The 26,309-nt window shown below is 69.3% G+C and carries 25 protein-coding genes; 18 read left to right on the top strand and 7 right to left on the bottom strand.

The genetic code is table 11. The features are described from left to right. Position 1: 1 nt before the first annotated feature. Positions 2-823, bottom strand: coding sequence for an LD-carboxypeptidase (locus AAC067_RS07675; RefSeq protein WP_339931171.1), 822 nt, complete (start codon positions 821-823; stop codon positions 2-4). 81 nt (positions 824-904) lie between these two features. On the opposite strand from AAC067_RS07675, the gene AAC067_RS07670 reads away from it, so the two are divergent. The 3 genes from AAC067_RS07670 (at position 905) to AAC067_RS07660 (ending at position 6,879) form a co-directional block, all read left to right on the top strand. After that, positions 905-2,308, top strand: coding sequence for a Mur ligase family protein (locus AAC067_RS07670; RefSeq protein WP_339931169.1), 1,404 nt, complete (start codon positions 905-907; stop codon positions 2,306-2,308). A gap of 7 nt (positions 2,309-2,315) precedes the next feature. After that, the gene (locus AAC067_RS07665) at positions 2,316-4,334 is read left to right on the top strand and encodes a TonB-dependent receptor (RefSeq protein WP_339931167.1); all 2,019 of its coding nucleotides are present in this window, start codon (positions 2,316-2,318) and stop codon (positions 4,332-4,334) included. Positions 4,335-4,560: 226 nt separating this feature from the next. Continuing rightward, complete coding sequence (locus AAC067_RS07660; RefSeq protein ID WP_339931165.1) at positions 4,561-6,879, top strand: EAL domain-containing protein; 2,319 nt, start codon at positions 4,561-4,563, stop codon at positions 6,877-6,879. On the opposite strand, the gene AAC067_RS07655 is transcribed toward AAC067_RS07660, so the two are convergent. Next, positions 6,876-8,078, bottom strand: a complete 1,203-nt coding sequence (locus AAC067_RS07655; protein WP_339931163.1) for an FAD-dependent oxidoreductase — start codon at positions 8,076-8,078, stop codon at positions 6,876-6,878. The genes AAC067_RS07660 and AAC067_RS07655 overlap by 4 nt on opposite strands. A gap of 285 nt (positions 8,079-8,363) precedes the next feature. On the opposite strand from AAC067_RS07655, the gene AAC067_RS07650 reads away from it, so the two are divergent. The 13 genes from AAC067_RS07650 to AAC067_RS07590 all read left to right on the top strand — a co-directional run bounded on the left by AAC067_RS07650 (position 8,364) and on the right by AAC067_RS07590 (position 20,477). After that, the gene (locus tag AAC067_RS07650) at positions 8,364-8,684 is read left to right on the top strand and encodes a YerC/YecD family TrpR-related protein (protein WP_339931161.1); all 321 of its coding nucleotides are present in this window, start codon (positions 8,364-8,366) and stop codon (positions 8,682-8,684) included. 10 nt (positions 8,685-8,694) lie between these two features. After that, positions 8,695-9,576 carry an ATP phosphoribosyltransferase gene (gene hisG, locus AAC067_RS07645; RefSeq protein WP_339931159.1) on the top strand — a complete coding sequence of 294 codons (882 nt, stop codon included), beginning with the start codon at positions 8,695-8,697 and terminating at the stop codon, positions 9,574-9,576. Beyond that, positions 9,576-10,883: a histidinol dehydrogenase gene (gene hisD, locus AAC067_RS07640; RefSeq protein ID WP_339931157.1), complete on the top strand. Its 1,308-nt coding sequence runs from the start codon at positions 9,576-9,578 to the stop codon at positions 10,881-10,883. Before hisG ends, hisD begins: the two co-directional genes overlap by 1 nt. Next, positions 10,880-12,316, top strand: a complete 1,437-nt coding sequence (gene hisB / locus AAC067_RS07635) for an imidazoleglycerol-phosphate dehydratase HisB (RefSeq protein ID WP_339931155.1) — start codon at positions 10,880-10,882, stop codon at positions 12,314-12,316. The genes hisD and hisB overlap by 4 nt, the downstream gene beginning before the upstream one ends. Beyond that, positions 12,313-12,915, top strand: a complete 603-nt coding sequence (gene hisH, locus AAC067_RS07630; RefSeq protein WP_339931153.1) for an imidazole glycerol phosphate synthase subunit HisH — start codon at positions 12,313-12,315, stop codon at positions 12,913-12,915. Before hisB ends, hisH begins: the two co-directional genes overlap by 4 nt. Beyond that, on the top strand, positions 12,912-13,643 hold the full coding sequence (gene hisA, locus AAC067_RS07625) for a 1-(5-phosphoribosyl)-5-[(5-phosphoribosylamino)methylideneamino]imidazole-4-carboxamide isomerase (protein WP_339931151.1): 732 nt from the start codon (positions 12,912-12,914) through the stop codon (positions 13,641-13,643). The genes hisH and hisA overlap by 4 nt, the downstream gene beginning before the upstream one ends. Continuing rightward, a complete protein-coding gene (gene hisF, locus AAC067_RS07620; protein WP_339931149.1) occupies positions 13,640-14,407 on the top strand; it encodes an imidazole glycerol phosphate synthase subunit HisF in 768 nt (255 codons plus the stop codon). Before hisA ends, hisF begins: the two co-directional genes overlap by 4 nt. Next, complete coding sequence (gene hisIE / locus AAC067_RS07615) at positions 14,404-15,024, top strand: bifunctional phosphoribosyl-AMP cyclohydrolase/phosphoribosyl-ATP diphosphatase HisIE (protein ID WP_339931147.1); 621 nt, start codon at positions 14,404-14,406, stop codon at positions 15,022-15,024. The genes hisF and hisIE overlap by 4 nt, the downstream gene beginning before the upstream one ends. A 34-nt stretch (positions 15,025-15,058) precedes the next feature. Next, positions 15,059-16,525 (top strand): glucose-6-phosphate dehydrogenase, encoded by a 1,467-nt coding sequence (gene zwf, locus AAC067_RS07610; RefSeq protein ID WP_339931145.1) that lies wholly within the window; start codon positions 15,059-15,061, stop codon positions 16,523-16,525. A gap of 36 nt (positions 16,526-16,561) precedes the next feature. Then, on the top strand, positions 16,562-17,272 hold the full coding sequence (gene pgl, locus AAC067_RS07605) for a 6-phosphogluconolactonase (RefSeq protein ID WP_339931143.1): 711 nt from the start codon (positions 16,562-16,564) through the stop codon (positions 17,270-17,272). Continuing rightward, positions 17,272-19,170: a phosphogluconate dehydratase gene (gene edd, locus AAC067_RS07600; RefSeq protein WP_339931141.1), complete on the top strand. Its 1,899-nt coding sequence runs from the start codon at positions 17,272-17,274 to the stop codon at positions 19,168-19,170. The genes pgl and edd overlap by 1 nt, the downstream gene beginning before the upstream one ends. Then, the gene (gene glk / locus AAC067_RS07595; protein ID WP_339931139.1) at positions 19,167-20,138 is read left to right on the top strand and encodes a glucokinase; all 972 of its coding nucleotides are present in this window, start codon (positions 19,167-19,169) and stop codon (positions 20,136-20,138) included. The genes edd and glk overlap by 4 nt, the downstream gene beginning before the upstream one ends. Positions 20,139-20,219: 81 nt before the next feature. Further along, the gene (locus AAC067_RS07590; RefSeq protein ID WP_339931137.1) at positions 20,220-20,477 is read left to right on the top strand and encodes a hypothetical protein; all 258 of its coding nucleotides are present in this window, start codon (positions 20,220-20,222) and stop codon (positions 20,475-20,477) included. An 88-nt stretch (positions 20,478-20,565) separates the two neighbouring features. Here the strand turns inward: AAC067_RS07590 and AAC067_RS07585 are convergent, their stop codons facing one another. The 5 genes from AAC067_RS07585 to AAC067_RS07565 all read right to left on the bottom strand — a co-directional run bounded on the left by AAC067_RS07585 (position 20,566) and on the right by AAC067_RS07565 (position 24,654). Continuing rightward, positions 20,566-21,369, bottom strand: a complete 804-nt coding sequence (locus AAC067_RS07585) for a DUF1295 domain-containing protein (protein WP_339931135.1) — start codon at positions 21,367-21,369, stop codon at positions 20,566-20,568. A gap of 40 nt (positions 21,370-21,409) precedes the next feature. Beyond that, entirely contained in the window at positions 21,410-21,781 is a 372-nt protein-coding gene (locus tag AAC067_RS07580; RefSeq protein ID WP_339931133.1) for a hypothetical protein, read from the bottom strand. Continuing rightward, the gene (gene hmgA, locus AAC067_RS07575; protein ID WP_339931131.1) at positions 21,778-23,076 is read right to left on the bottom strand and encodes a homogentisate 1,2-dioxygenase; all 1,299 of its coding nucleotides are present in this window, start codon (positions 23,074-23,076) and stop codon (positions 21,778-21,780) included. Before hmgA ends, AAC067_RS07580 begins: the two co-directional genes overlap by 4 nt. A 77-nt stretch (positions 23,077-23,153) precedes the next feature. Further along, the gene (locus tag AAC067_RS07570; protein ID WP_339931129.1) at positions 23,154-23,699 is read right to left on the bottom strand and encodes a phosphoribosyltransferase family protein; all 546 of its coding nucleotides are present in this window, start codon (positions 23,697-23,699) and stop codon (positions 23,154-23,156) included. Continuing rightward, positions 23,692-24,654: an MJ0042-type zinc finger domain-containing protein gene (locus AAC067_RS07565; RefSeq protein ID WP_339931127.1), complete on the bottom strand. Its 963-nt coding sequence runs from the start codon at positions 24,652-24,654 to the stop codon at positions 23,692-23,694. Before AAC067_RS07565 ends, AAC067_RS07570 begins: the two co-directional genes overlap by 8 nt. A gap of 71 nt (positions 24,655-24,725) precedes the next feature. On the opposite strand from AAC067_RS07565, the gene AAC067_RS07560 reads away from it, so the two are divergent. Then, positions 24,726-25,436, top strand: coding sequence for an ATP-binding cassette domain-containing protein (locus tag AAC067_RS07560; RefSeq protein WP_339931125.1), 711 nt, complete (start codon positions 24,726-24,728; stop codon positions 25,434-25,436). Continuing rightward, positions 25,433-26,308, top strand: a complete 876-nt coding sequence (locus AAC067_RS07555; protein ID WP_339931123.1) for an FtsX-like permease family protein — start codon at positions 25,433-25,435, stop codon at positions 26,306-26,308. The genes AAC067_RS07560 and AAC067_RS07555 overlap by 4 nt, the downstream gene beginning before the upstream one ends. The last annotated feature ends 1 nt before the right edge of the window (position 26,309 follow it).

The following is a 26,309-nucleotide window of genomic DNA, read 5'->3' as shown; positions in this document are numbered from 1 at the left end:
CTCACCGCGGGCCGAAGGGCACGATCTTGTTGTCGCGATCGTGGCCGATGTCGGCTGCGCCCAGATACGGGATCCCCGACCGCTGGCACCAGTAGCGGGCGATCTCCTCGGCCGTCATGCCGAACTCGGGATCATTCTCGACGATGGCCGAGACCCGCCCCATCCGGATGCCCGCCACGCGTCGGATCGACGGCTGGGCGGTCAGGTGGAACATCATCCGGTCGATCCGGTACAGAGGCTCCGACACATCCTCCAGCATCAGCACATGGCCGCTCAGGTCCGGCTCCAGATAGGTCCCGACCAGGGCGTCGAGGATACTCAGGTTGAAGGCCACGGCCGGGCGGGAGTCCGTCGCCAGCGACGGCTCCAGGGACGTCGGGTCGCCGCTCACCAGCCAGTTGACTGCGCGCCAGGCGGTCTCGTCACGCCGCACCGAATCCGACGCCATCGGCCCGTGCGCCACATGGGGAAAGCCCGCCTTGTACAGCCCTGCCAGCAGGCTGCCGGCATCGGAATAACCGAGATAACGCTTCTTGCGCGCCGCCGGCCCCAGCCGCGGCAGCACCGCCTCGGCGATCCGGCAGGCCCCGTAGCCGCCGCGCGCGAACCAGACGGCGTCCAGCCGCGGGTCGTTGGCGAATTCGACAAAGGCACTGGCCCGACTGGCGTCGTCGCCGCCGAAATGGCCGTGCTTGCCGAAGCTGGCCGGGTGAAACACCACCGAGACCGAGCCATCCGGAATATGGGTGGCGAACCAGCCCTGGACCGCCTCGGCCCGGGCCGGGTCCAGCCGCGAACTGGCGTTGACTATGCCGATCTTCATACTGGGCCGCTGGCCTCACGCTGGGCCCGTGCTAGTCAGGCCGTTCCAGCCTTCGCGGTTTCGCCCTCCAGATCAAGCCAGATGACCACAAACGCCTCCTATTTCTTCTGCGGCATCGGCGGATCCGGCATGCTGCCCCTGGCGATGATCGTCCAGAGCCGGGGTGGTCGTATCGACGGCTCGGACCGCTCGCGCGACCAGGGCCGCACCCCGGACAAGTTCGCTTGGCTAGCCGCGCACGGCGTTACCCTGCATCCGCAGGACGGCTCGGGCCTGACAGATCCCGATCAGATCGTCGTCGCAACCGGTGCGGTCGAGGACACGGTGCCCGACATCGCCGCCGCCCGCCGCGTTGGGGCCCGGATCGTCACCCGCCCCGAACTGCTGTCGCAGCTGTTCAATGCCGCCCCCCAGTCCGTCGGCGTGGCCGGGACCAGCGGCAAGTCGACCATTACCGGCATGATCGCCTGGATCCTCGACCGTGCGGGTCGCAAGCCCACGGTGATGAACGGGGCGGTGATGACCAATTTCGTCGACGCCGATCACCCCTTCGCCAGCGCCCTGATCGGCGGGCCCGAGCTGTTCGTATCCGAGGTCGATGAGTCCGACGGCTCCATCGCCCGCTACAACCCGACCGTGGCCGTGGTCTCCAACATCTCGCTGGACCACAAGTCGATGGAAGAACTGCGCGACCTGTTCGGTGGCTTCGCCGACCGGGCCCGCACGGCCATCCTTAACCTCGACAATGCCGAGGCCGCAGACCTCGCCGCCGGACTGGACGCGGGCAAGGCGGTGACCTTCTCGATCAACAATGCCGCCGCCGACCTGTCAGCCCACGACCTGCGCCCGCTGCCGGCCGGCATGGGTTTCAACCTGGTCGAGCGTCCCGGCAACGACCGCGTCCCGGTCACCCTGAACGTCCCCGGGGCCCACAATGTTGCCAACGCCCTGGCCGCGCTGGGGGCCGTGCGCGCGCTGGGCGTACCCCTGGCCGAGGCCGTCGCGGCGCTCGAGACCTTCGCCGGCATCCGCCGCCGCATGGAGGTGGTCGGCAGCGCCGCCGGCATCACCATCCTCGACGACTTCGCCCATAACCCCGACAAGATCGCCGCCACCCTTGATGCCCTGCACGCCTTTCCAGGTCGTCTGCTGATCCTGTTCCAGCCGCACGGGTTCGGGCCGCTGAAGCTGATGAAGCGTGAGTTCATCCAGGTCTTCGCCGCCCGCATGCAGGCCGACGACGTGCTGCTGATGCCCGAGCCGGTCTATTACGGCGGCACCACCGACCGCAGCGTCGGCAGCGAAGACATCGCCGCCGGGATCCGCGCCGCCGGGGCCAACGCCGAGGCCCTGGCGACCCGCGACGCCTGCGGCGACCGGCTGATTGACATGGTTCGCCCGGGCGACCGCATCATCGTCATGGGCGCGCGTGACGACACCCTGTCGACCTTCGCCGCCGGGTTGCTGGCCCGACTGCGGGCGTGACGCCGTGATGATCCAGGCTCCGCCCGCCCCGTTGCCCGAAGTCATCGTCACGGCCGCCCGGCTGCCGCCTGCCGCCGGTGAGGCCGCCTTCTCGGTGGTGCGTCTGGGCGATGAGTCGCTGGGTCGTGCGCTACGCCTCGACGAGGCCCTGGCCACGGTTCCGGCGGTGTCCCTGTTTCGCCGCACCTCCAGTCTGGCCGCCAATCCCACGACCCAGGGCATTTCGCTGCGCGCCATCGCCCCCTCGGGGGCCGGACGCACACTGGTCACGCTCGACGGTGTGCCGCTGAACGACCCGTTCGGTGGCTGGGTCATCTGGTCGAGGGTGGCACCGGAAAGCCTCAGCGGCCTCGACATCGTGCGCGGGGCCGGAGCCGGTCCCTATGGGGCGGGGGCCCTGACGGGGGTTATCGCCCTGCGCGAACGCGACGACAAGGACAGCGTTCTGGACGCCGGTGTGTCGAGCCGCGGGGGTCGCCGCGTCGCCGGATCCGCGACCGCCGATCTGGGCCCGGTCCGTCTGGTCGCCTCGGGTCTGTATGACACCAGCGACGGCTACGTCCCCGTCCGTGGCGATCAGGCCGGGGCGGCCGACACGCCGCTGGATCTGGACGCCCGCAGCGCCGCCCTGCGGGCCGATGTGCCGCTGGGGGATGCCGCCCTGTCGCTGCGGGCCTCGACCTGGGAAGAGGATCGCGGGTCCGGTCTGGCCGGGGCGCGGGCCAATGCCTCCGGCTCCAGTCTCAGCGCCACCCTCGCCCGTCAGCCCGCCGCTGACCGGGCCGGCTGGCGGCTGCAGGCGTGGCAGACCCGCAGCAACCTGACCAACGGCTTTGTCGCCGTCGCCGCCGACCGCAGCGCGACCACCGCCGCCAATGACCAGGTCCACACCCCGGCGACGGGTCAGGGCCTGAACGCCGCCCTGCGCCGCACCGGCGTGGCGATCGCCGGTGGCCGGCTGGAGTGGGAACTGGGCCTCGATGCTCGCAGCGCTGAAGGCGAGACCAATGAACAGTCCGGAAATTTCGGATCCGGCTTCACCCGCAGTCGCCGCGCGGGGGGTGAAACCAGTGTGGCCGGGGCTTATGGCGAGGGGGCCTGGCGCGGCAGCGACTGGCTGCTGGCCGGGGGGCTCAGGCTCGATCACTGGACCAGCGAGAACGGACGGCGTCTGGAACGGAGCCTGACCACCGGCCTGACCACCCTGGACGAAACCGACCCCGATCGATCCGGCACCGTGACCAGCGCCCGCTTTGCCGTCCGTCGGGAGCTGGGCCGAGACTACGCCGTGCGGGCCGCGACCTATTCCAGCTTCCGGCCGGCGACCCTGAACGAGCTCTATCGTCCATTCCGGGTCGGTAATGACCTGACCGAGGCCAACGCCGCCCTTGTGCCCGAGCGGTTGACCGGTATCGAGGCCGGCCTGTCCCACACCGGCGACGACGGCGGCTGGACCGTCACCCTGTTCCGCAATGTGATCGAGGACGCCATCGTCAATGTCACCATCGGGGCCGGGCCGGGGACGTTCCCGCGCGCCGGGTTCGTCCCGGCCGGCGGGGTCCTGCGTCAGCGGCAGAACGCGGGCACCGTCGCCGCGACCGGGCTGGAGCTGACCGGCGACCGGCAGCTGTGGACCCACCTGCGCCTGAGAGGGGCGGTGTCGGTCACCGACGCCCGTCTCGACGGCGGAAATCAGGCCCCGCAGCTGACCGGGCTGCGTCCGGCCCAGGCCCCGATCTGGAGCGCGACCGCCGGGCTGGACTGGCAGGCCTCGTCGCGGCTGACGCTGGCGGGCACCGTCCAGTATGAAAGTCGCCGTTTCGACGACGACCTGAACAGCCGCACCCTGGCTGCGGCAACGACATTGGGCCTGCGCGCCGACTGGGTCATCGCCCCCGGCATGATCGTGTGGCTGGCGGCCGAGAACCTGTTCGACGCCGACGTCGAAGTGGCCCAGACGGCGACCGGCGTCACCGGCTTCGGCCCGCCGCGCAGTGTGGGTGTGGGCCTGCGGCTGACCCGGTAGACCTTCACGGCGACCCGCCGCACAGCCGGAGATCACACCGGGGCGGATTCACCCTGACTTCATCAAGTGAGAGTAGACCGGGCTTCATGCGTATCGCGCCCGCCCTCGCCGCTATCGGTCGGTGTATCGCTCCGGCTCGGGGGGGCGGCTGGGTCGTGAGCCGTCACGACCTTGCCTCTGATCACAACAGGGCCCGCCGTGCTCGCACCCGGGACATCGCGATCTGATGGCCCGGTCGATCCATTTCCGGCATCTGCGCACCCGTTTGGCCGTGCTCTACACCGGCCTGTTCGCGGCTGCCCTGCTGCTGGTCGCCCTGGCCGTGGTCACGGCTGTCACGGCCAGCGCCCGTCAGGTGGTGCAGAGCGAAATGACCGCCTCCGGGGCCGTCTATGGCCAGGTCTGGGAGTCGCGCTCGGCCCAGTTGGGCCAGGGAGCAACGGTCCTGGCCCGGGACTCCGGCTTCCGCCAGGCCATCACCTCCGGCGATGAGACAACCGTCCGGTCGATCCTAGACGATCTGCGCCGTCGGCAGAAGGTCGATGGGGCGCTGCTTCTGGGCATGGACGGTCAGGCCACGGCGACCGGTCTGATCCTCGATGACGCTGCGAGCGACACCCTGCTGGCCGGGCTCAGGTCCGGCGAGATCGACGCCGGTGTCCTGACCATCGACGCCCAGCCCTATCAGGCGGTGGCAGCCCCGGTAATGGCCCCGACCCTGATCGGCTGGGTGGTCTTTGCCCAGAAGCTGGATGCGGGCCAGATGCAGCAGCTCGAGGGTCTGTCGGCCATTCCTCTGACCGCCCGGGTTCTGACCCGCAGCGCCGGCGGCTGGCAGAATTCCACCGCGACCAAGGTCGGCAGTCGCGGCATCGCCGAAGCGATGGTCCGGACCGACCGTCGCGCGGGCACGGTCCGCACGGCTGAAGGGGAGGCGATGTCCCTGGTTCGACCTCTGCCCAGTTTTGACCCCGACGCCCCGGCCGCCCTGTTGCTGACCTATCCGATGAAGCTGGCGATGCAGCCCTATCGCGCGATGATGTTCTGGCTGGCGTCGATCGGCAGCGCCGGCCTGCTGGTCCTGCTGATCGGCACCTGGAGCCTGGCGCTGGGCCTGACCCGTCCAATCTCGGCCCTCGACAAGGCGGTGCACCGGCTGCAGCAGGGCGAACACGCCGAGGTTCCGGTCACATCAAACGACGAGATCGGCCGCCTCGCCGCCAATTTCAACGTGATGGCCGGGGATATCCGCGACCGTGAGGTGCGGCTGACCCAGATGGCCCTGCACGATCAGGAAACCGGCCTGCCCAACCGCCTGGCCCTGGAACGTCGCGCCGCCGCCCAGAACGGGGCCTGGGTCATCCTGTTCAGCGTCGACCGCTTCGAGGTGGTCCGCAATGCGATCGGCTATGACTCGATGGCCCGACTGCTGGGCGTGCTGGGCGAGAGACTGTCCGCTCTCGGCGACGGCGCGGCGATGGCCCGGGTCGGGGCCGGAGCCCTGGGGATGATCGTCGAGGCCGATGACGACGCGGCCGCCGAGGCCCTCGCTGAAGCCCTTTGCGAAGCGGCCGACACCCCGATTCTGCTGAACGGGGCCCCGGTGGACATCGCCTTGACCGCCGGCCTTTCCTGTACCGGCCGCAGTGATCCGAACATTGCCTCGGCCGTCGACCGAGCTGCCGTCGCCGTCGATCAGGCCCGGGCCGCCCGGCGTCCGGCGGCCGTGTTCGACAGCCGCGCCTATGGCGATCCCGGCGGCAATCTGTCGTTGATCAGCGAGCTGATGGAGGCGCTGAACAACGGCGAATTCTCGCTCAACTATCAGCCCAAATATGACTTCCGGGCCGAGGCCGTGACCGCGGTCGAGGCCCTGGCCCGCTGGACCCATCCGCGGCGCGGCGTCGTCGCCCCCGACCTGTTCGTGTCCATGGCGGAGGAAACAGGCCATATCCGCCCCCTGACCGAATGGGTCGTGCGCCAGTCCATCCGTGACCATGCGGCCCTGCGGGCGGCAGGCCACGATCTGATCCTGTCGGTCAATATCTCGGGTCGGCTGCTGGCCGACGACAGTTTCGCCGACTTCGCCCTGGCCGAGATCGCGGCGTCCGACGCCCGTCTGTGTTTCGAGATCACCGAGACCGCGGTGATGGACAACCCCAAGGTAGCGCTGGCCATCATCGACCGGTTCGCCGCGGCCGGCGTCGCGGTGTCGATCGACGACTATGGTTCAGGCCTGTCCTCCCTGGCCTATCTGAAACAGATCCGCGCCGACGAGCTGAAGATCGACAAGAGTTTCATCCTGACCCTGGACCAGTCGGCGCGCGACGGTCTGCTGGTGAAATCGACTATCGACCTCGCCCACGGCCTGGGCCTGAAGGTCACGGCCGAAGGGGTCGAGACCCAGACCGCCCTGGCCCTGTTGCGCGGCATGGGCTGCGACATGGCCCAGGGCTATCTGATCGGCCGCCCTATGCCGTTGGCCGCCCTGATCCAGCGGCTGGACGGTCCGGCCGTCACCGACGCCGTGACGCGCTCAGCCTAGAGCACCACCGCCTTCATCGACACCGCCGGATCGACCAGCTTCGCCGTATCGACCGGGGTGGCGCGGCCGATCAGCTGCCGTCCGCCCATGAATTCGGCCGGGGCGTTGACCGCCTCAACACTGACGATGCGGTCGCCAGCCAGATGGAAGACGGCGAACTGCCCCCCGGCCGGATCGCCGCGCACCAGTTGATGGTCGGCGTCGTGCGGCAGGCCGGCGATCTGCAGCTTGATCTCATACTGGTCCGACCAGAACCACGGCACCTCGGGTGCAGGGGCCGGACGGCCGGTGATCGCCGCCGCCGCCTGTTTGGCCTGTTCGAGGGCGTTGGGTACGCTTTCCAGCCGCTGCATCCGGCCGCCATGGACCGGCAGGGGCCGATAGGTCATGTCGCCCAGCGCATAGATCGACGAGTCCGAGGTCCGCGCGTTTTCATCGACCACCACGCCATTGTCACAGGTCAGCCCCGCCGCGCGCGCCAGGCCGTCGCAGGCCAGCCCGCCGACCCCGACCAGAATCACGTCCGCCGCGACCATGGACCCGTCGGCCAGCCGCACGCCGCCGTCCTCGAAGGCCGTGACCTCGACCCCGGTGCGGATGTCGACACCCCGGGCCCGGTGCAGGTCGGTGAAGAAGGTCGACAGGGTCTCGGAGGCCACCCGGGCCAGTACCCGGTCCATCCGCTCCAGCACCACCACCTCGGCCCCGAGCGCCCGGGCCGAGGCCGCGGCCTCCAGCCCGATATAGCCGCCACCGACAATGGCCAGACGCGATCCCGGCCGCAGGGCGGCCTTCAGACGTTCTGCATCCTGGAGCGTTCGTAGCTCCAGCAGATCGGGCCGGTCGGCTCCGGGGACGGCCAGTTTGCGTGCCGTGGAGCCGGTGGCCAGGATCAGGGCGTCATAGGTTTCCACCGTACCGTCGGCGAACTCCACGCGTTTGCCCGCCGCGTCGATCGCGGTGGCGGTCACCCCGGTGCGCAGGTCGATGTCGTGCTCGACGTAAAAGCTTTCCGGCCGCAACAGCAGCGCCTCCAGATCGGCCTCACCTTTCAGCCAGGCCTTGGACAGGGGCGGTCGCTGATAGGGGGCGGCCGGTTCCGTGCCCGCCAGCACGATCGGTCCCTGATGCCCGTACTGGCGCAGCAGGGCTGCCGCCGTGCCGCCCGCGTGCCCTGCGCCGATGATCAGAATTTTCAATACACGCCTCGAGTCTCGCCCCGGGTCCGGGCCGTTGATCGTGGCACGGTTTTGCGAATTCGGGGTGCCAACCCTGCCAAACCTGCCAGCGACGGAACCGCCCATCCCTGCTCGCCGCCATTATAGGGCAAGGGGAATCGATGCTGACAGATCGGGCGAACAATTTCGCAGCCCTTTGAGATGACCGGGTATTTTTCAGCGGAGGATGCGAGGTCTGCAACACAGGGTGACCTCAGTCTCCACGCCCCTTGACTGTACCATCGTTACAGCATAGTGGAACGCATCATGACCGACGCCCCCTCACCCAAGGCCGTACGCAAGGCCGCCGACGACCGCATCGCCCTGTATGACGCCTTGTTGTGCCTGCGCTCGCGCGAGGAGGTGGATGCCTTCCTCGCCGACCTGTGCACGCCGGCGGAACTGCGCGCCTTTGCCGAGCGCTGGGACGTGGCGCGCCTGCTCGATGCTGGCGACAAATCCTATCGCGAGATCGCCGCCCAGGCTCCGGCCAGTCCGACCACGGTCGTGCGCGTCGCCCGGTCCCTGAAAGACATGCCGCATCAAGGCTATCGCCTTGTACTCGACCGCCTGAAAACGAAAGCCTGAGTATCCGATCATGAGTACCGTCCAGGGGCGACTTCGAATCGCCGTGCAGAAATCCGGCCGCCTGGCCGACCGCAGCCTCGACCTCGTCCGCGACGCGGGCCTGAGGGTGGTCAAGGGCAACAACGACCTGCTCTATCGGATCGAAAATTATCCGATCGACCTGCTGCGGGTCCGCGACGACGACATCCCGACCTTTGTCGCCGACGGCGTCTGCGATCTGGGCATCGTCGGCGAGAATGTGCTGGAGGAGGCCCGCAACGGCGGGCCCGTGGCCGAGGTGATCATGCCGCTGGGCTTCGGGCGCTGCACGCTGAAACTGGCCGTGCCGCCGACGCTGGACTACACCGGACCCACCTCGCTGGAAGGGCTGCGTATCGCCACCTCCTATCCGAAAATCCTGCGCCGCTATCTCGATGCGCAGAACATCAAGGCCGACATTGTGGTCATGCGCGGCGCGGTCGAGGTGGCGCCCCGGCTGAAGCTGGCCGCGGCCATCTGTGACCTGGTCTCGACCGGGGCGACGCTGGAGGCCAACGGCCTGATGGCGCGCGAAACGGTGCTGGAAAGCGAGGCGGTACTGATCCGTGCGCCGCAACCGCCCGAGCCCGGACTGCAACACCTGCTGGACAGCATCATCGAACGGATGAGCGGGGTCGTGTCCTCACAGGGGGCCAAATACGTGATGCTGAATGCCCCGCGCTCGGCGCTGGACGCCATCACCGCCATCCTGCCCGGAGCCGGGTCGCCGACCGTCATGCCGCTATCGGGCCGTGACGACGCCGTCGCCGTCCACGCCGTCTGTCAGGAGGCCGTGTTCTGGGAGACGCTGGAGAAGCTGAAGGCCGCCGGGGCCTCGGCCATCCTGGTCCTGCCGATCGAGAAGATGATGTGATGCGACTGATCGACTGGTCCTCCCTCGACGCTGACGGCCGCCGCACCGCCCTGGCTCGCCCACAGCGCCGCACCGAGACGCGCGTCGCCGACGGTGTGCGCGCGATCTTTGACGACGTGCAGGCGCGCGGCGGCGCAGCCGTCACCGACTGGAGCCTGAAGCTGGACGGGGCCGCGCCGCGCCGTATCGCCATCACCCGCGACACGGTCGCCGCCGCGCGTGACCGGCTGTCGCCCGCCGACACCCGCGCCATCACCATGGCCGCCGCCAATATTCGCGTCTTCCACCAGCTGACCGTGCCGGTCGACACGGCGATCATCGAGACCACGCCGGGCGTGCGCTCGCAGCTGGTGTGGCGGCCGATCGCCTCGGCCGGACTGTATGTGCCCGGCGGTTCAGCCCCACTGTTCTCGTCCCTGCTGATGCTGGCCATTCCCGCCACTGCCGCCGGGGTCAAACGCCGCGTGGCCGTGACCCCGCCAACGAAGGACGGGGAGCCGCACCCGGCCATGATCCTGGCCGCGGCAGAGGGCGGACTGGATGATCTGTGGCTGATCGGCGGGGCCCAGGCCATCGCCGCCCTGACCTTCGGCGTCACCCTCGACGAGGGCGAGATCGCGCCCTGTGACAAGCTGTTCGGCCCCGGCAACGCCTGGGTCGCCGAGGCCAAACGCCAGGCCGCGGCCCTGCCGGGTGGGCCCGCCGTCGACATGCCGGCCGGACCGTCCGAGCTGCTGGTCATCGCCGATCTGGCGGCGGATCCGGTCATCGTCGCCGCCGACCTGCTGAGCCAGGCCGAGCACGACGCCGACGCCCAGGTCATCCTCGTCTCCGACAGCAAGGCCGCCATCGCCGCCATCGTCGAGGAGGTCGAGGCCCAGCTGCCGTCCCTGCCCCGTGCCGACATCGCCCGCGCCGCCCTGTCGGAGGCCCGGGCCATCAAGGTGCGTGACCTGGCCGAGGCCTGCGCCGTGTCCAACCTGTACGGCCCGGAACACCTGTCGCTGCAGACCGAAAGCCCCGAGGCGCTGGTGGCGCAGATTTCGGCCGCCGGGGCCGTGTTCGTCGGCAACTGCGCCGCCGAGACCCTGGGTGACTATGCCGCCGGACCCAGCCACGTCCTGCCGACCGACGGCGGGGCGAAGACGCTGGGCGGCATCACCACGGCCAGCTTCATGACCACCATGTCGGTGCAGCGGGTCACGGTCGCCGGGGCCGCCGCCCTGGCGCCCGTCGCCGCCCGACTGGCCCGGCTGGAGGGTCTGGAGGCCCACGCCCGGGCCGCCGATCTGAGGTGCGCGTCATGATCAACCTGCCCGCCCCCTTTGTCCCGCTGGTGGCCGGGGCCGACGGTCTGGACCGCTATCCGGCCGACCCGACCGCCCTCGCCGCGCGGATGGCGCAGATCTATGCCGTGCCGGTGGAACAGGTGCTGCCGGTGCGCGGCCTGTCGCATGGGCTGGAACTGGTGTGGCGTCTGGCGGCGCGGGACGGCCTGACTGTCACCGCGCCCGAGGCCCAGCCCTATATTGGCCTAGCGGCGATCTATGCGCGCCCCGGAACAGAGCGCGAGGTCGGGGCCGTCATCATCCGCGCCCTCGGCTCGCCCGAGGCCGTGGCTGAAATGGCCGAGCGGGTCGCCCCGGCCCTGCTGGTGGTCGATGAGGGTCTGATCGAATTCGCGGACGCGCCGTCGGCGACCGAGGCCATCGCCGGACACGCCAATCTGGTCGTGCTGCGGAGCCTGTCGCTGGCCTATGGCCTGGCCGGAGCCCGGATCGGTGCGGCCCTGGCCCAGCCGGCCACTCTGGCCCGACTGGCGGCGATGCTGGAGCCTTACGCCCTGCCCGAACCGTCGGTGCGACTGGCGCTGCAGGCGCTGGACCCGTCGCGCATGGTCGAGACCGGCCAACGGATCGCCACCGTGCGTGCCGAACGCGAACGGGTCGCCACTGCTCTCGGCCGGGCGATGACGATCGAGGCCGGGGTCGGCCCGGTACTGATGGCCCGCCCGGTCGACCTGACCGCCGCCGTCGGTGCGCTGGAGAAATTCGGGGTTGCCGTCGACGTGTCCGGTGACCGCCTGCGCCTGCCGCTGTCGATCCGGCCTGAGGTCAATGACCGGCTGCTGACCGCCCTGGGTGTCGGTCCGGCCCCGCGCCGGGCGGCCCGCACCGGTCAGGCCGTGCGCGATACAAAGGAGACCCGCATCGTCTGTACCGTCGATCTCGACGCGCCCGGGCCGGTCGCCATCCACACCGGGGTCGGTTTCTTCGATCACATGCTGGAACAGGTCGCGGCCCACGGTGGATTCTCCATCCGGCTGGCGTGCGAAGGCGACCTGCACACCGACCCGCACCACACGATCGAGGACAGTGCCATCGCCCTCGGCCAGGCCCTGAAGCAGGCGCTGGGCGAACGCCGCGGCATCGCCCGCTATGGGTTCGTCCTGCCGATGGATGAGGCCAATGCGGCGGTGTCGATCGACCTGTCGGGCCGCCCCTATCCGGTGTTCGAGGGTGAGTTCACCACCCCGTTCATCGGCGACTATCGCACCGACCTGACCGCCCATGTGTTCCGCTCGCTGGCTGAACACCTCGGGGCCGCCATCCATGTCACGGTCACCGGCGACGACGACCACCACAAGACCGAAGCCGTCTACAAGGCCTTCGGACGGGCGCTGCGTCAGGCCATCCGCGTCGAGGGCGACGCCATTCCCTCGACCAAGGGGGTGCTGTGAGCACGGTCACCGTCGTCGGCTACGGCGCGGGCAATACCGCCTCGGTCCAGTTCGCGCTGGAGCGTCTGGGGGCGTCGGTCGTCATCACCGATGATGCCGATCAGATCGCCGCCGCTGAACGGCTGATCCTGCCCGGCGTCGGGGCGGCCGCCTATGCGATGCAGCGGCTGAAGACGCTGGGCCTGGTCGCGCCGATCCGGGCCTTTGAGCGCCCGCTGCTGGGCGTCTGTCTGGGCCAGCAACTGCTGTTCGAGCGCAGCGACGAGGGCGGCGGGGTCGACCTGCTGGGTCTGATCCCCGGGGAGGTACGGCAGCTGGAGGGCGGGTCCGACCTGCCGGTACCGCACATGGGCTGGACCCGACTGAAGATCGTGAAACCCGACCCGCTGCTGGCCGGGGTCAGCGATGGCGACTATGCCTATTTCGTGCACAGCTTCGTCTGCCCGGACGGCGACGCCACCCTGGCCACCGCCGCCTACGGCACCGCCGTCCCCGCCGTGGTCCGCAAGGCCAACCGCTGGGGCTGCCAGTTCCACCCCGAGCGCTCGGCGGCGACCGGGGCCCGCATCCTGCAGAACTTCCTGGAGCTCTCCGCATGATCGTCTATCCCGCTATCGACCTGAAGGGCGGTGTCTGCGTCCGCCTGATGCACGGCCGTTTCGACCAGGTCACCCGCTACGATGAGAACCCCGCCGCGCGGCTGGCCGGGTTCGCCCTGTCCGGCGCGACCTGGGTTCACATCGTCGATCTGGACGGGGCCGAAGCCGGACGCGCCATGCAGCACGGCCTGATCGGCGAACTCGCCCGCAGCGTCGACATCCGCATCCAGTCCGGCGGCGGCGTACGCTCGGATGACGACATCCGCGCCCTGCTGGCGGCCGGGGTTGATCGCGTCGTGGTCGGCTCACTGGCGATCAGCCGACCCGAGGCGGTCGCTGGCTGGCTGGAACATTTCGGACCCGAACGCATCACCCTGGCGCTCGACGTCAAGGCGGACGGCGAGCGTTGGGTGCCGGCCCTCAAGGGCTGGACCGAAGCCGCCGGCATCGACCTGTGGGCCGCGCTGGATCGCTATCCGCCGGACACCCTGAGCCACGTCCTGATCACCGACGTCGGTCGCGACGGGGCCCTGACCGGCACCAACCTCGAACTGCTGGCCGAGGTCCGGGCCCGGCGTCCCGATCTGCGGATTCAGGCCTCCGGCGGCGTCGGCACCCTGACCGATCTGACCGCCGCGAAAGCCATCGGCTGTGACGGGATCATTGTCGGCCGGGCGCTCTACGAAGCGCGGTTCACCGTCGCGGAAGCGCTCGCGAGCGTCGCATGACCGCGCGTCGCATCATCCCTTGCCTCGATGTGCGCGACGGCCGGGTGGTCAAGGGTGTGCGCTTCGAGAACCATGTCGACATGGGCGACGCCGCCGAGCTGGCGGCCCGCTATCGGGACCAGGGGGCCGACGAACTGGTCTTCTACGACATCACCGCCTCGCCCGAGGGCCGCACGCTCGACTATGGCTGGGTGCGCGATATCGCCCGGCTACTGGACATCCCGTTCTGCGTCGCCGGCGGCATCCGTACCGTCGACCAGGCCGCGCGCTGTCTCGACAACGGAGCCGACAAGGTCTCGATCAATTCCCCGGCGCTGGAACGGCCCGAACTGATCGGCGAGATGGCGGCGCGGCTGGGCAGCCAGTGCGTGGTGCTGGGCGTCGACAGCCGGCTCGAGGACGGCGAATGGGTCGTGCACAAATATACCGGCGACCCCGACGCGCGTCGCGCCGCCGGGCGGCGGACGATGGACTGGATCGTCGAGGCCCAGTCGCTGGGGGCCGGAGAGATCGTGCTGAACTGCATCGATCAGGACGGAGTCCGCGCCGGTTATGACATCGCCCAGTTGAAGGTGGCGCGTGAGCGGCTGACCATCCCGCTGATTGCCTCGGGCGGAGCCGGAGCGGCCAGTCACTTCCTCGACGTGTTTCGCGACGCGGACGTGTCCGGGGCCTTGGCGGCCAGCGTGTTCCACACCGGGGCCCTGACCATTCCCGACCTGAAGACCTTTCTTTCCGACGCCGGCCAGGAGATGCGGCTGTGACCCTTGATCCCGACACGCTTGATTTCGCCAAGGGCGACGGCCTGATCCCGGTCGTGGTGCAGGACGCCGACACCCTGCAGGTGCTGACCCTGGCCTATATGGATCGCGCCGCCCTCGACGAAACGATCACTTCCAGCGAGGCCACCTTCTTCTCGCGCTCGCGCGGCGGGCGTTGGCGCAAGGGCGAGACCTCGGGCAACCGGCTGAAGGTGGTGGCGATCACGCCGGACTGCGACAACGACGCGCTGGTGCTGGCAGTGCGTCCGATGGGCCCGGCCTGCCATCTGGGAACGACCAGCTGTTTCGGCGACGAGGATGCGCCGGGTCTGGGCCGCATCGCCCGGCTGGAGGCGACGATCACCGAACGGGCCGGGGCCGACCCGGCCATCAGCTGGACCGCGCGCCTGCTCGCCGAAGGGCCCAAACGCGCCGCCCAGAAGGTCGGCGAGGAGGGCGTGGAGACGGCCCTGGCCGGGGCCGCCGGCCCGGATACGGAACTCACATCCGAGGCCGCGGATTTGATCTATCATCTGCTTGTGCTGCTGAGATCGCGTAACTTGGTGTTTCAGAACGTCCTCGACGTGTTGGCGCAAAGGGCCGAAGCGGCCAAACACTGACCCAGACGGAAATTGGCGGGAAGCGACATAGGCAATGGCGGCACTGGTTTTATTCGGCGGCGGCGGCGACCTGGCCATGCGGATGCTGCTGCCCTCGCTGTATTTCCTCGAACGCGACGGTCTGCTGCCGGACGGACTGAAGATCATCGCCGCTGCCCGCAGCGAAGAAACGGTGCCCGCCTTTGTCGCCCGCACCCGTGAGGCGGTCGAGACCCGGGCCCAGGCCGATGGTGGCTGGGACACGGCCAGCTGGGACCGGCTGGCCGCACGCCTCGACTATCTGGCGGTTGACGCCACCAGTGCCGAAAGCCTGAAGGCCCTGAAGGACCGGCTCGGCGACGATGAGGACCTGACTGCCTTCCTCGCGGTCTCCCCCTCGCTGTTCGGCCATATCGTCGACGCCATGGCCGCCGCCGGACTGGCCGGCCCGCGTTCGCGCGTCGTCATTGAGAAGCCGGTCGGCCGCGACCTGGAGTCCTTTCTCGAGATCGACGAGGCCGTGCGCCGCGCCTTTACCGAGGACCGCGTGTTCCGCATCGATCACTACCTCGGCAAGGAGACGGTGCAGAACCTGATCGCCCTGCGCTTCGGCAACACCGTGTTCGAGCCGCTGTGGAACAATCTGACCATCGACCACGTCCAGATCACCATCGGCGAGACCGTCGGGGTCGGCGACCGCTGGCCCTATTACGACGAGTACGGCGCGCTGCGGGACATGGTGCAGAACCACATGCTGCAGCTTCTCTGCCTGGTCGCCATGGAGCCGCCGTCGGATCTCGACCCGGACTCGGTGCGCAACGAGAAGGTCAAGGTGCTGCGCTCGCTGCGGCCGATCACGCCGGAAGACGCCGAGACCGTCACCGTGCGCGGCCAATATATCGCCGGCACCGCCGATGGGGCACCGGCCGCCAGCTACAGCGAGGATCGCGGCCAGCCGTCGGACACCGAAACCTTCGTCGCCATTCGCGCCAATATCGACAACTGGCGCTGGGCGGGCGTGCCCTTCTTCATGCGCACCGGCAAGCGGCTGAAGGAGAAACGCACCGAGATCGTCATCCAGTTCAAGGCTGTGCCCCATTCGATCTTCGGCCGCGACGACAGCCGCAGCGACATCAGCGACAACCGACTGGTGATCGAACTCCAGCCGGACGAGGACATCTCCCTGACGGTGATGAACAAGCGTCCGGGCCTCGACCTGCGCATGCAGTTGCAGCCGATCCGCATGTCCCTGTCCTGGGGCATGAACGGCAACGGCAAGGCTGCGCCGCGCCGTCGCATTGCCTATGAGCGTCTGTTGCTGGACGCTATGGCCGGAGACTCGACCCTGTTCGTGCGCCGCGACGAGGCGGAAAAGGCGTGGGAATGGGTCGATGATGTATCCCGCGCCTGGGCCGGGGCCGCTGTCCGGCTGGAACCCTATACCGCCGGCACCTGGGGTCCGGCCTCGGCGCGCAAGCTGCTGACCGACACCGGTCGGGCCTGGAACAAGAATGATGTTTGACGACCGCCTGCCTTCTGCCAGATCTGGACGACGCCTGTGATCCCCGCCATCGAGACCTTTCCCACTGTCGCGACCTGGGCCAGGGCCTGTGCCACCCGGCTGACCGATGGACTCGCCGCCTCGGTCAAGGCGCGCGGCCGGGCCGTGTTCGCGGGTTCAGGCGGTTCGACACCGACGCCGATCTACCGGGTCATGTCCGAGGCCGCCCTGGACTGGTCGAAGATCGCCATCACCCTGATCGACGAGCGCTACGTCCCGGAGTCGTCGCCCGACTCGAATGCGCGCCTGCTGAAGCGGACCCTGCTGACCGGCAAGGCCGCGGCGGCCCGTTTCGTGCCCCTGTATCACCCGTCGATCACCGTCGACCGCTCGGCCCTGATCGCCGCCAGGGCGCTGGGTGCCGAGGTCAGGGGCATCGATGTCGTTCTGCTGGGCATGGGCGAGGACGGGCACATCTGCTCGATGTTCCCGGGCAGCCCGACGCTGGAAAGCCTGCTCAGCCCACACCTGCAGCCGACCGTGCTCGGCGTCCCGGCCGGTCGCGACGGCGCGGCCCCGTCGATGGAACGCCTGTCCATCAACCTGCCTTATCTGGTCAGGGCCGAGCGGGTCATTCTGGCCCTGACCGGCGACACCAAGCGGGCGGTGTTCGAGAGCGAAGCCGTCGGCGACCCTGTCAACCGGCCCATCGCTGCCCTGATTGAAGCCGGGGTTCCGCTTCAGGTCCTGTGGACGGAGACTGCCTGATGGCCGCTGCCAAGCCCAAGATTCATCCTGTCGTCGCCGGGGTCACCGCCCGCATCGTCGACCGCAGCCGCGCCACCCGCGCCGACTATCTGCGCCGCATGGACGCCGCCGGGAGTGCCGAAGTGGGGCGGGCCAAGCTCAGTTGCGCCAACTGGGCCCACGCCTTCGCCGGGGCCCCGATCAAGGACAAGATCACCGCCATGACCGGGACCCAGCCGAACCTCGGCGTGGTGACGGCCTACAATGACATGCTGTCGGCCCATCAGCCGTTCGAACGCTTTCCCCAGGTGATCCGCGACGCGGTACGTGAGGTCGACGCCACCGCCCAGGTGGCGGGCGGTACCCCGGCCATGTGCGACGGCGTCACCCAGGGCCGCCCCGGCATGGAGCTGTCGCTGTTCAGTCGCGACGTGATCGCCATGTCGACCGGGATCGGCCTGACCCACGACGCCTTTGATGCGGTCATGTGTCTGGGCGTGTGCGACAAGATCGTGCCCGGCCTGTTCATGGGGGCCCTGGCCTTCGGCCACCTGCCGGTGATATTCGCCCCGGCCGGGCCGATGCCCTCGGGTATCCCCAATGCCGAAAAGGCCCTGGTGCGGGCCGAATACGCCCAGGGCAAGGTCGATCGCGCCACCCTGCTGGAAACCGAGATCGCCTCCTACCATTCGCCGGGGACCTGCACCTTCTACGGCACCGCCAACTCCAACCAGATGATGATGGAGCTGATGGGGCTGCATCTGCCCTCGACCGCCTTCGTCCATCCCGACACAGGTCTGCGCGACGCCCTGACGGCGGCGGCGGCGCAGCGGGCCGTGGAGCTGGCCCGCACCGGCAAGGGGCGGATGGCCGACGTCATCAACGAAAAATCCATCGTCAACGGCATCGTCGCCCTGCTGGCGACCGGCGGCTCGACCAACCACGCCATCCATCTGGTCGCCATGGCCCGGGCGGCCGGTATCATCATCGACTGGACCGACATGGACCAGCTGTCGTCGGTCACGCCGCTGCTGACGCGCATCTATCCGAACGGCACCGCCGATGTGAACGCCTTCCAGGCCGCCGGCGGGGTGGCCTTTATCGTCCGCGAACTGGCCCGCTCCGGCCACATCCATTCCGACGTCACCACGGTCATGGGCAAGGGCATCGCCGCCTATTTCCAGGAGCCGATGATGCTCGACGGCAAGCTGGTCTGGCGCGACGGCCTGACCGAGAGTCTGGACACGACCATCCTGCGCCCCGCCTCGGACCCGTTCGATCACGAGGGCGGACTGCGCCTGCTGCAGGGAAATCTGGGCCGGGCCGTGATCAAGGTCTCGGCGGTCAAGCCCGAGCATCGCATCGTCGAGGCCCCGGCCAAGGTGTTCGACAGCCAGGAAGGCTTCCTGGCCGCCTTCAAGGCCGGCGAGCTGGATCATGACGGCATCGCCGTGGTCCGTTTTCAGGGACCACGCGCCAACGGCATGCCCGAACTGCATAGCCTGTCGCCGGGTCTGGGTGTGCTTCAGGACCGCGGCTTCAAGGTGGCCCTGGTCACCGACGGCCGGATGTCGGGGGCCTCGGGCAAGACTCCGGCCGCCATCCACGTCACGCCCGAAGCCCTCGACGGCGGACCGCTGGCCTATGTTCGCGACGGCGACGTGATCCGCGTCGATGCCGAGACCGGCGAACTGCACATCCGGATGGAGATGCACGAGCTGATGGCGCGCAAGCGGGCCCGGCCGACCGAGTCCCAGGACTGGGGCTATGGGCGCGAACTGTTCGGGGCCTTCCGCGCCGGGGTCAGCCCGGCCGAACAGGGGGCGTCGGTCTGTTTCAGCGGCCTGCACGGGGGCGGCAAGCCCGAAATCCGGGACGTGTCCGATCCCAACTGGGTCAATGCCGCGGTCGACGCATGAGCCCCCCCACCCTGCTGGTCGGCGACGTCGGCGGCACCAATGCCCGGTTCGCCACGGTTCATCTGGTCGACGGCTGCCCGGTACTGGATCGGGTCGAGAGCTTTCCGGCCACGCGCTTTCCGACCCTGCTGGCCGCGGTCGCCGCCTTCATCGAGGGCTGCACGATCAAACCAAGCGGCGGCGTCATCGCCGTGGCCGGACCGGTCACCAACGGCGAGATTGACCTGACCAATTCTCCGTGGCGGGTTTCGGAACGAGAGCTGGCCGACCTGGGCCTGAACCCGATCCGGCTGATCAACGATTTTGTGGCCCAGGCCTGGGGTGCGCCGATCATGCCGCCGGACCAATTGGCCTCGCTCGGCGGTCCCGAGGCGGGCGACCCAAATGCCACCTTGGCGGTGCTCGGCCCCGGCACCGGCTTCGGCGTCTCGGCCCTGATCCGCGACAGCGACGGGCAACAGGTGGCCATGACCAGCGAAGGCGGTCACGTGTGTTTCGCGCCCGGCGACCCGATCGAGGACGAGATGCTGCGGATCCTGCGCCGTCGCTATGACCGGGTCTCGATCGAGCGGCTGATATCCGGTCCCGGCCTGCTGAACCTGCACAAGACCCTGGCCGAGATCGACGGGCGCGAAGACCATATCGAGGATCCCGCGGCCATCACCGAGGCGGCCATGGCCGACCCACAAAGTGTCTGCGGCGCGACTTTGGCCCGCTTCTGCGCCATCCTGGGGGCTGTGGCCGGCGACATCGCCCTGACCACCGGTGCCCGCGGCGGCGTCTATATCGCCGGCGGTATCGCCCCACGCATCCTGCCCTTCCTCAAGGCCAGCCCTTTCCGCGAGCGGTTCGAGCGCAAAGGCCGGTTCCAGGACTATATGGCGGCCATCCCGACCCAGGTGATCCTGCACAAACACGCGGCCCTGCTGGGCGCGGGACGGGTAGGCTTCGCCGATTTCAGCCAGTGACATCGATTTTTTATCACGCAAGCGTGAACCCAATGCGGAAGGCGGCGTTATCGGGGTTCCACTCAGCTAAGGAAGCTAAACATGCGTAAACTGATCATCGCCGCCGCCGCCACCTTTGCCTTCGCCGGCCTCGCCGCCTGTGGCGAAAGCGCCGCCGACAAGCAGGCCGAGGCCCAGGCCGACGCCCTGGAAGCCCAGGCTGCCGCCGCTCCGACCGAAGCCGAAGAAACTGCCTTGAACGCCGAGGCCGACCGCATTGAACAGCAGGCCGGCAACGCTGACGGTGGCATGACCACCGAAAACACGCCGAACACCTCGCCTTCGATCCCGGCCCAGTAATACGGCCCGTCGGGGCTTCATGACCCCCGGCACCTTCAGAACGGTCAGCCCCCGTCGCGCACGCGGCGGGGGTTTTCCGTGTCCGGCCTCAGGCCCGCTTCGGCGGCCACGGAATGAAGGCGCTGGTGCGCGCCACATAGTCGGCATAGCCCGGCCGCGATTTCGAGATCGCCTTCTCGGTGATGCCGATGCCTGACCAGCGCGTCAGGGTGAAGGTCAGGAACAGCGGCCCGGCAATCGACCACAGGCCCACCGCCCCGCTTTCGGCGGCGATCAGCCACAGACCCCACCACACGCAGGCATCGCCGAAATAGTTGGGATGGCGGGTATAGCGCCACAGGCCGGTGTCCAGCACCGTGCCCCGGGTGGTCGGGTCCTTGCGAAAGGCGGCCAACTGGGCGTCACCGACCGTTTCAAACACCAGTCCGGTCACGGCCAGTATCGCGCCGATCACCGCGATCGCCCCGAGCGCCGGCGTCGCGGAGACCTGGCCCAGTTGCACCGGCAACGACGTCAGCCAGGCCAGCACCGCCTGCGGAAGGAAGACGATCAGCAGGGCGGTCTTGCCGAAGCTCCAGCCCTTGTCGCTGCGGTCCTTCAGGATGGCGACGTAGCGGGCGTCGGCCCCGTTCGCGCGCCAGCGCCGCAACAGATGCCAGGCCAGTCGCAAGGCCCACAGCGTCACGATCCCCAGCAGAAGCCATTTACGGCCCGGATCGCCCTCGGTCCGCGGCCAAGTCACCAGCGCCAGAAACAGCATGGCCAGCGGCCAGACGCCGTCGATGAAGCTGACGTCCCGGACCTTCAGCGCGACCAGCCACAGGGCCACCATCACCCCGACGATCAGGGCCAGGTTTACGGACAGCAAGACGGCAATCTGGGTCAGGGTCATGGTTTAGAAACGGATCCAGACCCGCGTTGGATGCACCCGGTCAGTCGATGCAGAGGGTCGCCTCGGCCCGGCCGCTCTCGACCGTGGTGAAACAGCCGAACCGGTTGCTGTTGGCCTGACACTGGCCGACGACCGCCGCGCCCTCGCGCGGGGCCGGGGCCGCGCCTTCGATCCGGCAGTCGCCGAGGCAATCATCCCCGTCGGTGCAGCGCTTACCGGCGTCGGCGTATTTGATCACGCACTGCAGGCTCTGCATCCGGCCGACCGGGCGCAGTTCGCCACCGCGGGCGGTGCAGGCGGCGGCAGTCGGGGTCTGGTCGACCGTTACCGGCCCGTCGGAGATCGGGGCCACGGGCGCGCAGGCTGTCAGCAGCAGGGCGGCGGCGGCCGCCATCATCAGGCGCAAGCTCATGTCACGTCTCCCTTGTCGAAACCGGTCCAGACTTCATCGTAGTCCAGTTGCATCAGCGGTGTGGTCTGGGCCCAGCGGGTGGTGCGGATCGGCAGCCGGGTCTCGAACATGAAGGCCAGGGTGTCGGTGATCCTGACCGGCTTGAGGTCTGCCTTGACCGCCTTGTCATAGCTGGCCTGGTCAGGGCCATGGCCGCTCATGCAATTGTGCAGGCTGGCCCCGCCGGGGGCAAAGCCGCCCTCCTTGGCGTCGTATTCGCCGGTCACCAGCCCCATGAACTCGCTCATCACATTGCGATGGAACCACGGCGGCCGGAAGGTGTGCTCGGCCACCATCCAGCGCGGCGGGAAGATGACGAAATCCGCATTGGCTGTGCCCGGCGTGTCGCTGGGCGAGGTCAGGACGGTGAAGATCGACGGGTCGGGATGGTCGAAGCTGACCGTGCCGATCGTGTTGAACCGGGCCGTGTCGTATTTGTAAGGGGCCAGATTGCCGTGCCAGGCGACCACGTCCATCGGGCTGTGGTCGAAGGTGGTGGTCCACAGCCGGCCGGCGTATTTCTGGATGCATTCGGTCGGGCGGTCGACGTCCTCGAAAGCCGCGACCGGGGCCTGGAAATCGCGCGGATTGGCCAGACCGTTGGAGCCGATCGGCCCCAGGTCGGGCAGGCGGAAGGCGGCACCGTAATTCTCGCAGACATAGCCGCGCACCGGGCCGGAGACCTCGACGCGGAAGCGCACGCCGCGCGGAATGACGACGATCTCGCCGGGGCGGGCGTCGATACGGCCCATCTCGGTGACGAAGACCTGTTCGCCCTGTTGCGGCACGATCAGCAGCTCGCCGTCGGCACAGTAGAAGACCCGGTCGACCATCGAGCGGTTGGCCGCATACAGATGGATGCCGACGCCGTTCAGCGCCTCGGGGTCGCCGGTGCCGCCGTAGGTGATCAGCCCCTCGACCCAGTCGGTCGGGGTGTCCGGCATGGGCAGGGCGTCCCAGCGCATGCGGTTGGGATTGGGGTCGGCCTCGGTGAAGGGGCCCGAACGCACCTGCCCCTGGGGGAAGGGGCTGTAGGCCGGATGCTGGGCGGAGGGCCGCAGCCGGTACAGCCAGCTGCGGCGGTTCTCGCTGCGCGGGGCGGTGAAGGCAGTGCCCGACAGCTGTTCGGCATAGAGGCCCATCGGGGCCTTCTGCGGCGAATTCTGCCCCTCGGGCAGGGCACCGGCCACCGCCTCGGTCGCGAAATGATTGCCGAATCCGGACTGGTAGTGGGGCGCATTGGCGCGAGTCGTCATGGTGCGTGTCTCCCTGCCGATGGTTTAGCGCCACCGTCAGGGTCCGTCACCCGTCCAGACCGCGGCAAAAGGGCGAATCAGTCCAGGGCGCAGACGTCGGGCAGGCCGCGCAGGGCCCCGGCGTGGTCGAGGCCATAGCCGACCAGAAAACGGTTCGGAGCGTCCCATCCGACAAAGTCCGGCTCGGGCGCACGCGGCAGGGGCCAGGGCTTGCGGGCGAAGACGCAGGTCAGCACCTCGGCGGCACCGCCCTCGCGGGTAATGCGCACCGCCTCGGCCAGCGACAGGCCGGTATCGAACACATCGTCGAGGATCAGCACGCGGCGACCGGCGATCGGCCGCTGATAGGGGGCGTAAACGTCGATCCGGCCGCGGCTGCTCTGTTCGTCGCCGTAGGAAGCCAGCCACAGGGCGTCGAACCGGACGTTGCGGCCAACCCGCGACAGGGCCCGGGTCAGATCTGCGGCGAACCACAACCCGCCGGTCAACAGCACGGCGGCCACGGTCTCGTCATCGATCACCGGAGCGATGCGCGCGGCCAGATCGGCGACGATGCGCTGAATCTCGGCCTCGGGCAGCAGAACGGTCGGGGTGGCCGGCAGGGCCTGGGGGTCATCAGCCATGATGGGAGGCGGATACCGCCTCGGGCCCGGTCGTGTCGAGGGTCGGCGTCGGCACGGGCACGGCGTCGAGCGGATACAGGTCGCCGCGGTCCGGCACCGGGACCAGGGCCGGACGCAGGCCGCCCTCGTCCGCCGTGGGCAGCGGGCGGGGGGCCGGAGGGGTCGGCGCGACATGCGGCGCAGGGGCGGGGCGGCGAACGGTTTCGCGGGCCAGGAAGATGACATCGACGCCGGCGGCCTTGCTGCCCGGATCGGCGATCAGCACGGCAAACCCCTGAACCTTGCCCGGCAGGACGGGGGCCGCGTCGATCCGCACCACCGCATGGCCGACCTCGGCCCCGTGGGCGTCCAGCAGGGCCAGACGCACCGGCGGGGCGACGATCTCGTCCGAGCGGACATTGCGCAACGCGCCCGAGACCTGCACCCGGTCGGGGGTCCCGGGAGCGGCGCGGGCGGTGATGGCCTCGAACTCCAGCCCGGTCGGATTCACCGGTGATCCGACAGCAGCATAGGCGGCGGCCGCGCGCGGATACAGTTCGACCACTTCGATCCGGAACAGCCAACCGGCGGTCAACAGGGCGACGAAGGCCGAGGCGATCCCGGCCCAGACGGCCCCGTGGGCGGCGGCGCGGCGCAGGCGGCGCTGCTGCTCGGCCCGGGCCCGGAAGGCCTTGGGCAGTTCGGGGGCCGGAGTCTCGGCCAGGGTTTCCGTACTGTCGTCACGCTTGCCGAACCCGGCCGCAGCCGTTGGCAACGGTTCAGGGTCCGCGGCCACGGTCGCGGCCTGTTCGGCGTCCGCGATCAGGACCGCAGCGGCGTTCAATTCCAGGGGTTCGTCGGAACTGGCATGCCAGACGTGGCTGCAGCTCTTGCAGCGCACGCGGCGCCCGCCCGGACCGATCGCATCGTCCGGGGTGAAATAGCTGGTGGCGCAGGACGGGCAGGTCAGTATCATGTGGTCTGACAGCGAGGCGTTGAGCCCCCTCCCGTCGAGGCGACATTCCGCCCCGATTCCATAAGTAGCCTATGCCCGAATCGCCCCGCCGCACCGCCGAACCCGACACCGCTTCCGCCGCCGTCCGCCTTGAGGGCGTGGGCTTCGGCTATGCGGACGCGCCCGGCGTGCTTCGGGACATTAACCTCATAGTGCCGCACGGCTCTTTCCACTTCCTTACCGGCCCGTCAGGTGCTGGAAAATCATCGCTGCTCAAGCTCCTGACCCTGGTCGAACGCCCGACGACAGGCAGGCTGCGCCTGTTCGGTGACGACGTCACCTCCCTGCCACGCCGGGCCATTCCGGCCGTGCGCCGGCGCATGGGGGTGGTGTTCCAGGACTTTCGTCTGCTGGATCACCTCAGCGCCTTCGACAATGTCGCCCTGCCACTGCGACTGGCGGGCCTTAAACGCGCCGACTACGTCGGTAATGTCGCCGAAATGCTGGACTGGGTCGGTCTCGGCGACCGCATGGCCGACGCGCCGCCGTCCCTGTCGGGCGGCGAGAAGCAGCGGCTGGCCATCGCCCGCGCCGTGATCAGCCGTCCGGACCTGATCCTGGCCGACGAACCGACCGGCAGTATCGACGCAGCCATGGGCGAACGGCTGCTGCGCCTGTTTCAGTCGCTGAACCAGCTGGGCACCACCGTGCTGATCGCCAGTCATGATGAAGCGCTGGCGGCCCGTTCCGGGGCCCGTATCCTGCGTCTCGAAGGCGGTCGTATGATCGGAGACCGCGCATGAGGGCCCACAGGACCGCGCCGGGCCTGCTGCCGCGCGACAGCGCCGGTGAGCCGTGGCTGGCCGCGCTGATCGCCATCCTCTGTTTCCTCGCCTGCCTCGCCGCCGTCGGGGCCGCCTCGGCTGACCGGGCCGCCCACGGCTGGGCCGGCCAGCTACGAGCGGAGGCCACGGTTCAGGTGCGGCCCCGCGTCGGCGAGACCGGAGCCGGGGCCGCGGCCCGCGCCGCCGAGACCCTGGCCGGGGTCACCGGCGTGGCCGAGGCCGAGGCCATGGATCGCGAGACGGCCGAGGCCCTGCTACGGCCGTGGATCGGCGATGCCGTCCTGCCGGACCTGCCGCTGCCTCATCTGGTGACCGTCCGGTTGGACCCGGTCGCCCCCGCCAGCGCCGTGACGCTCAGCCGGGCCCTGGCCGAGGCCGGAATGGATGCCAGTGTCGACGATCACAGCCTGTGGCGCGGCGAGGTCGAGCGGGCGGCCATGATTATCACCCTGCTGGCCGGGGCGGCCTTCCTGCTGACCGCGCTCGCGGCCGGTGCGGCCATCGCCTATGCCACTCGCGCCGCCATGGCCGCCCAGCGACCGGTGATCGAGACCCTGAGCCTGAACGGGGCCACCGACGGCACGATCGCTCGCCTGTACCAGACCCGATTCGGCCTGCTCGCCGCCGGGGCCGGCGCGGCCGGGGCCATCGCCGCCGCCGTGCTGATCGCGGGCCTGCGCGGCCTCGGCGGCAGCGACGGCATCAGCCCGGCCCTGCCTCTCGCATGGAGCGACCTTTGGCTACTCTCGCCATGCCCGCTTCTGGCGGCTACGGTAGCGGTTATCGCCGCGCGCATTACAGCGCTGGCGAGCCTGCGGCGGCGGCGTTAGG

It is taken from the genome of uncultured Brevundimonas sp. (assembly GCF_963977465.1).
Lineage (GTDB): Bacteria > Pseudomonadota > Alphaproteobacteria > Caulobacterales > Caulobacteraceae > Brevundimonas.
This window is presented reverse-complemented; position numbering and strand designations above follow the sequence as displayed.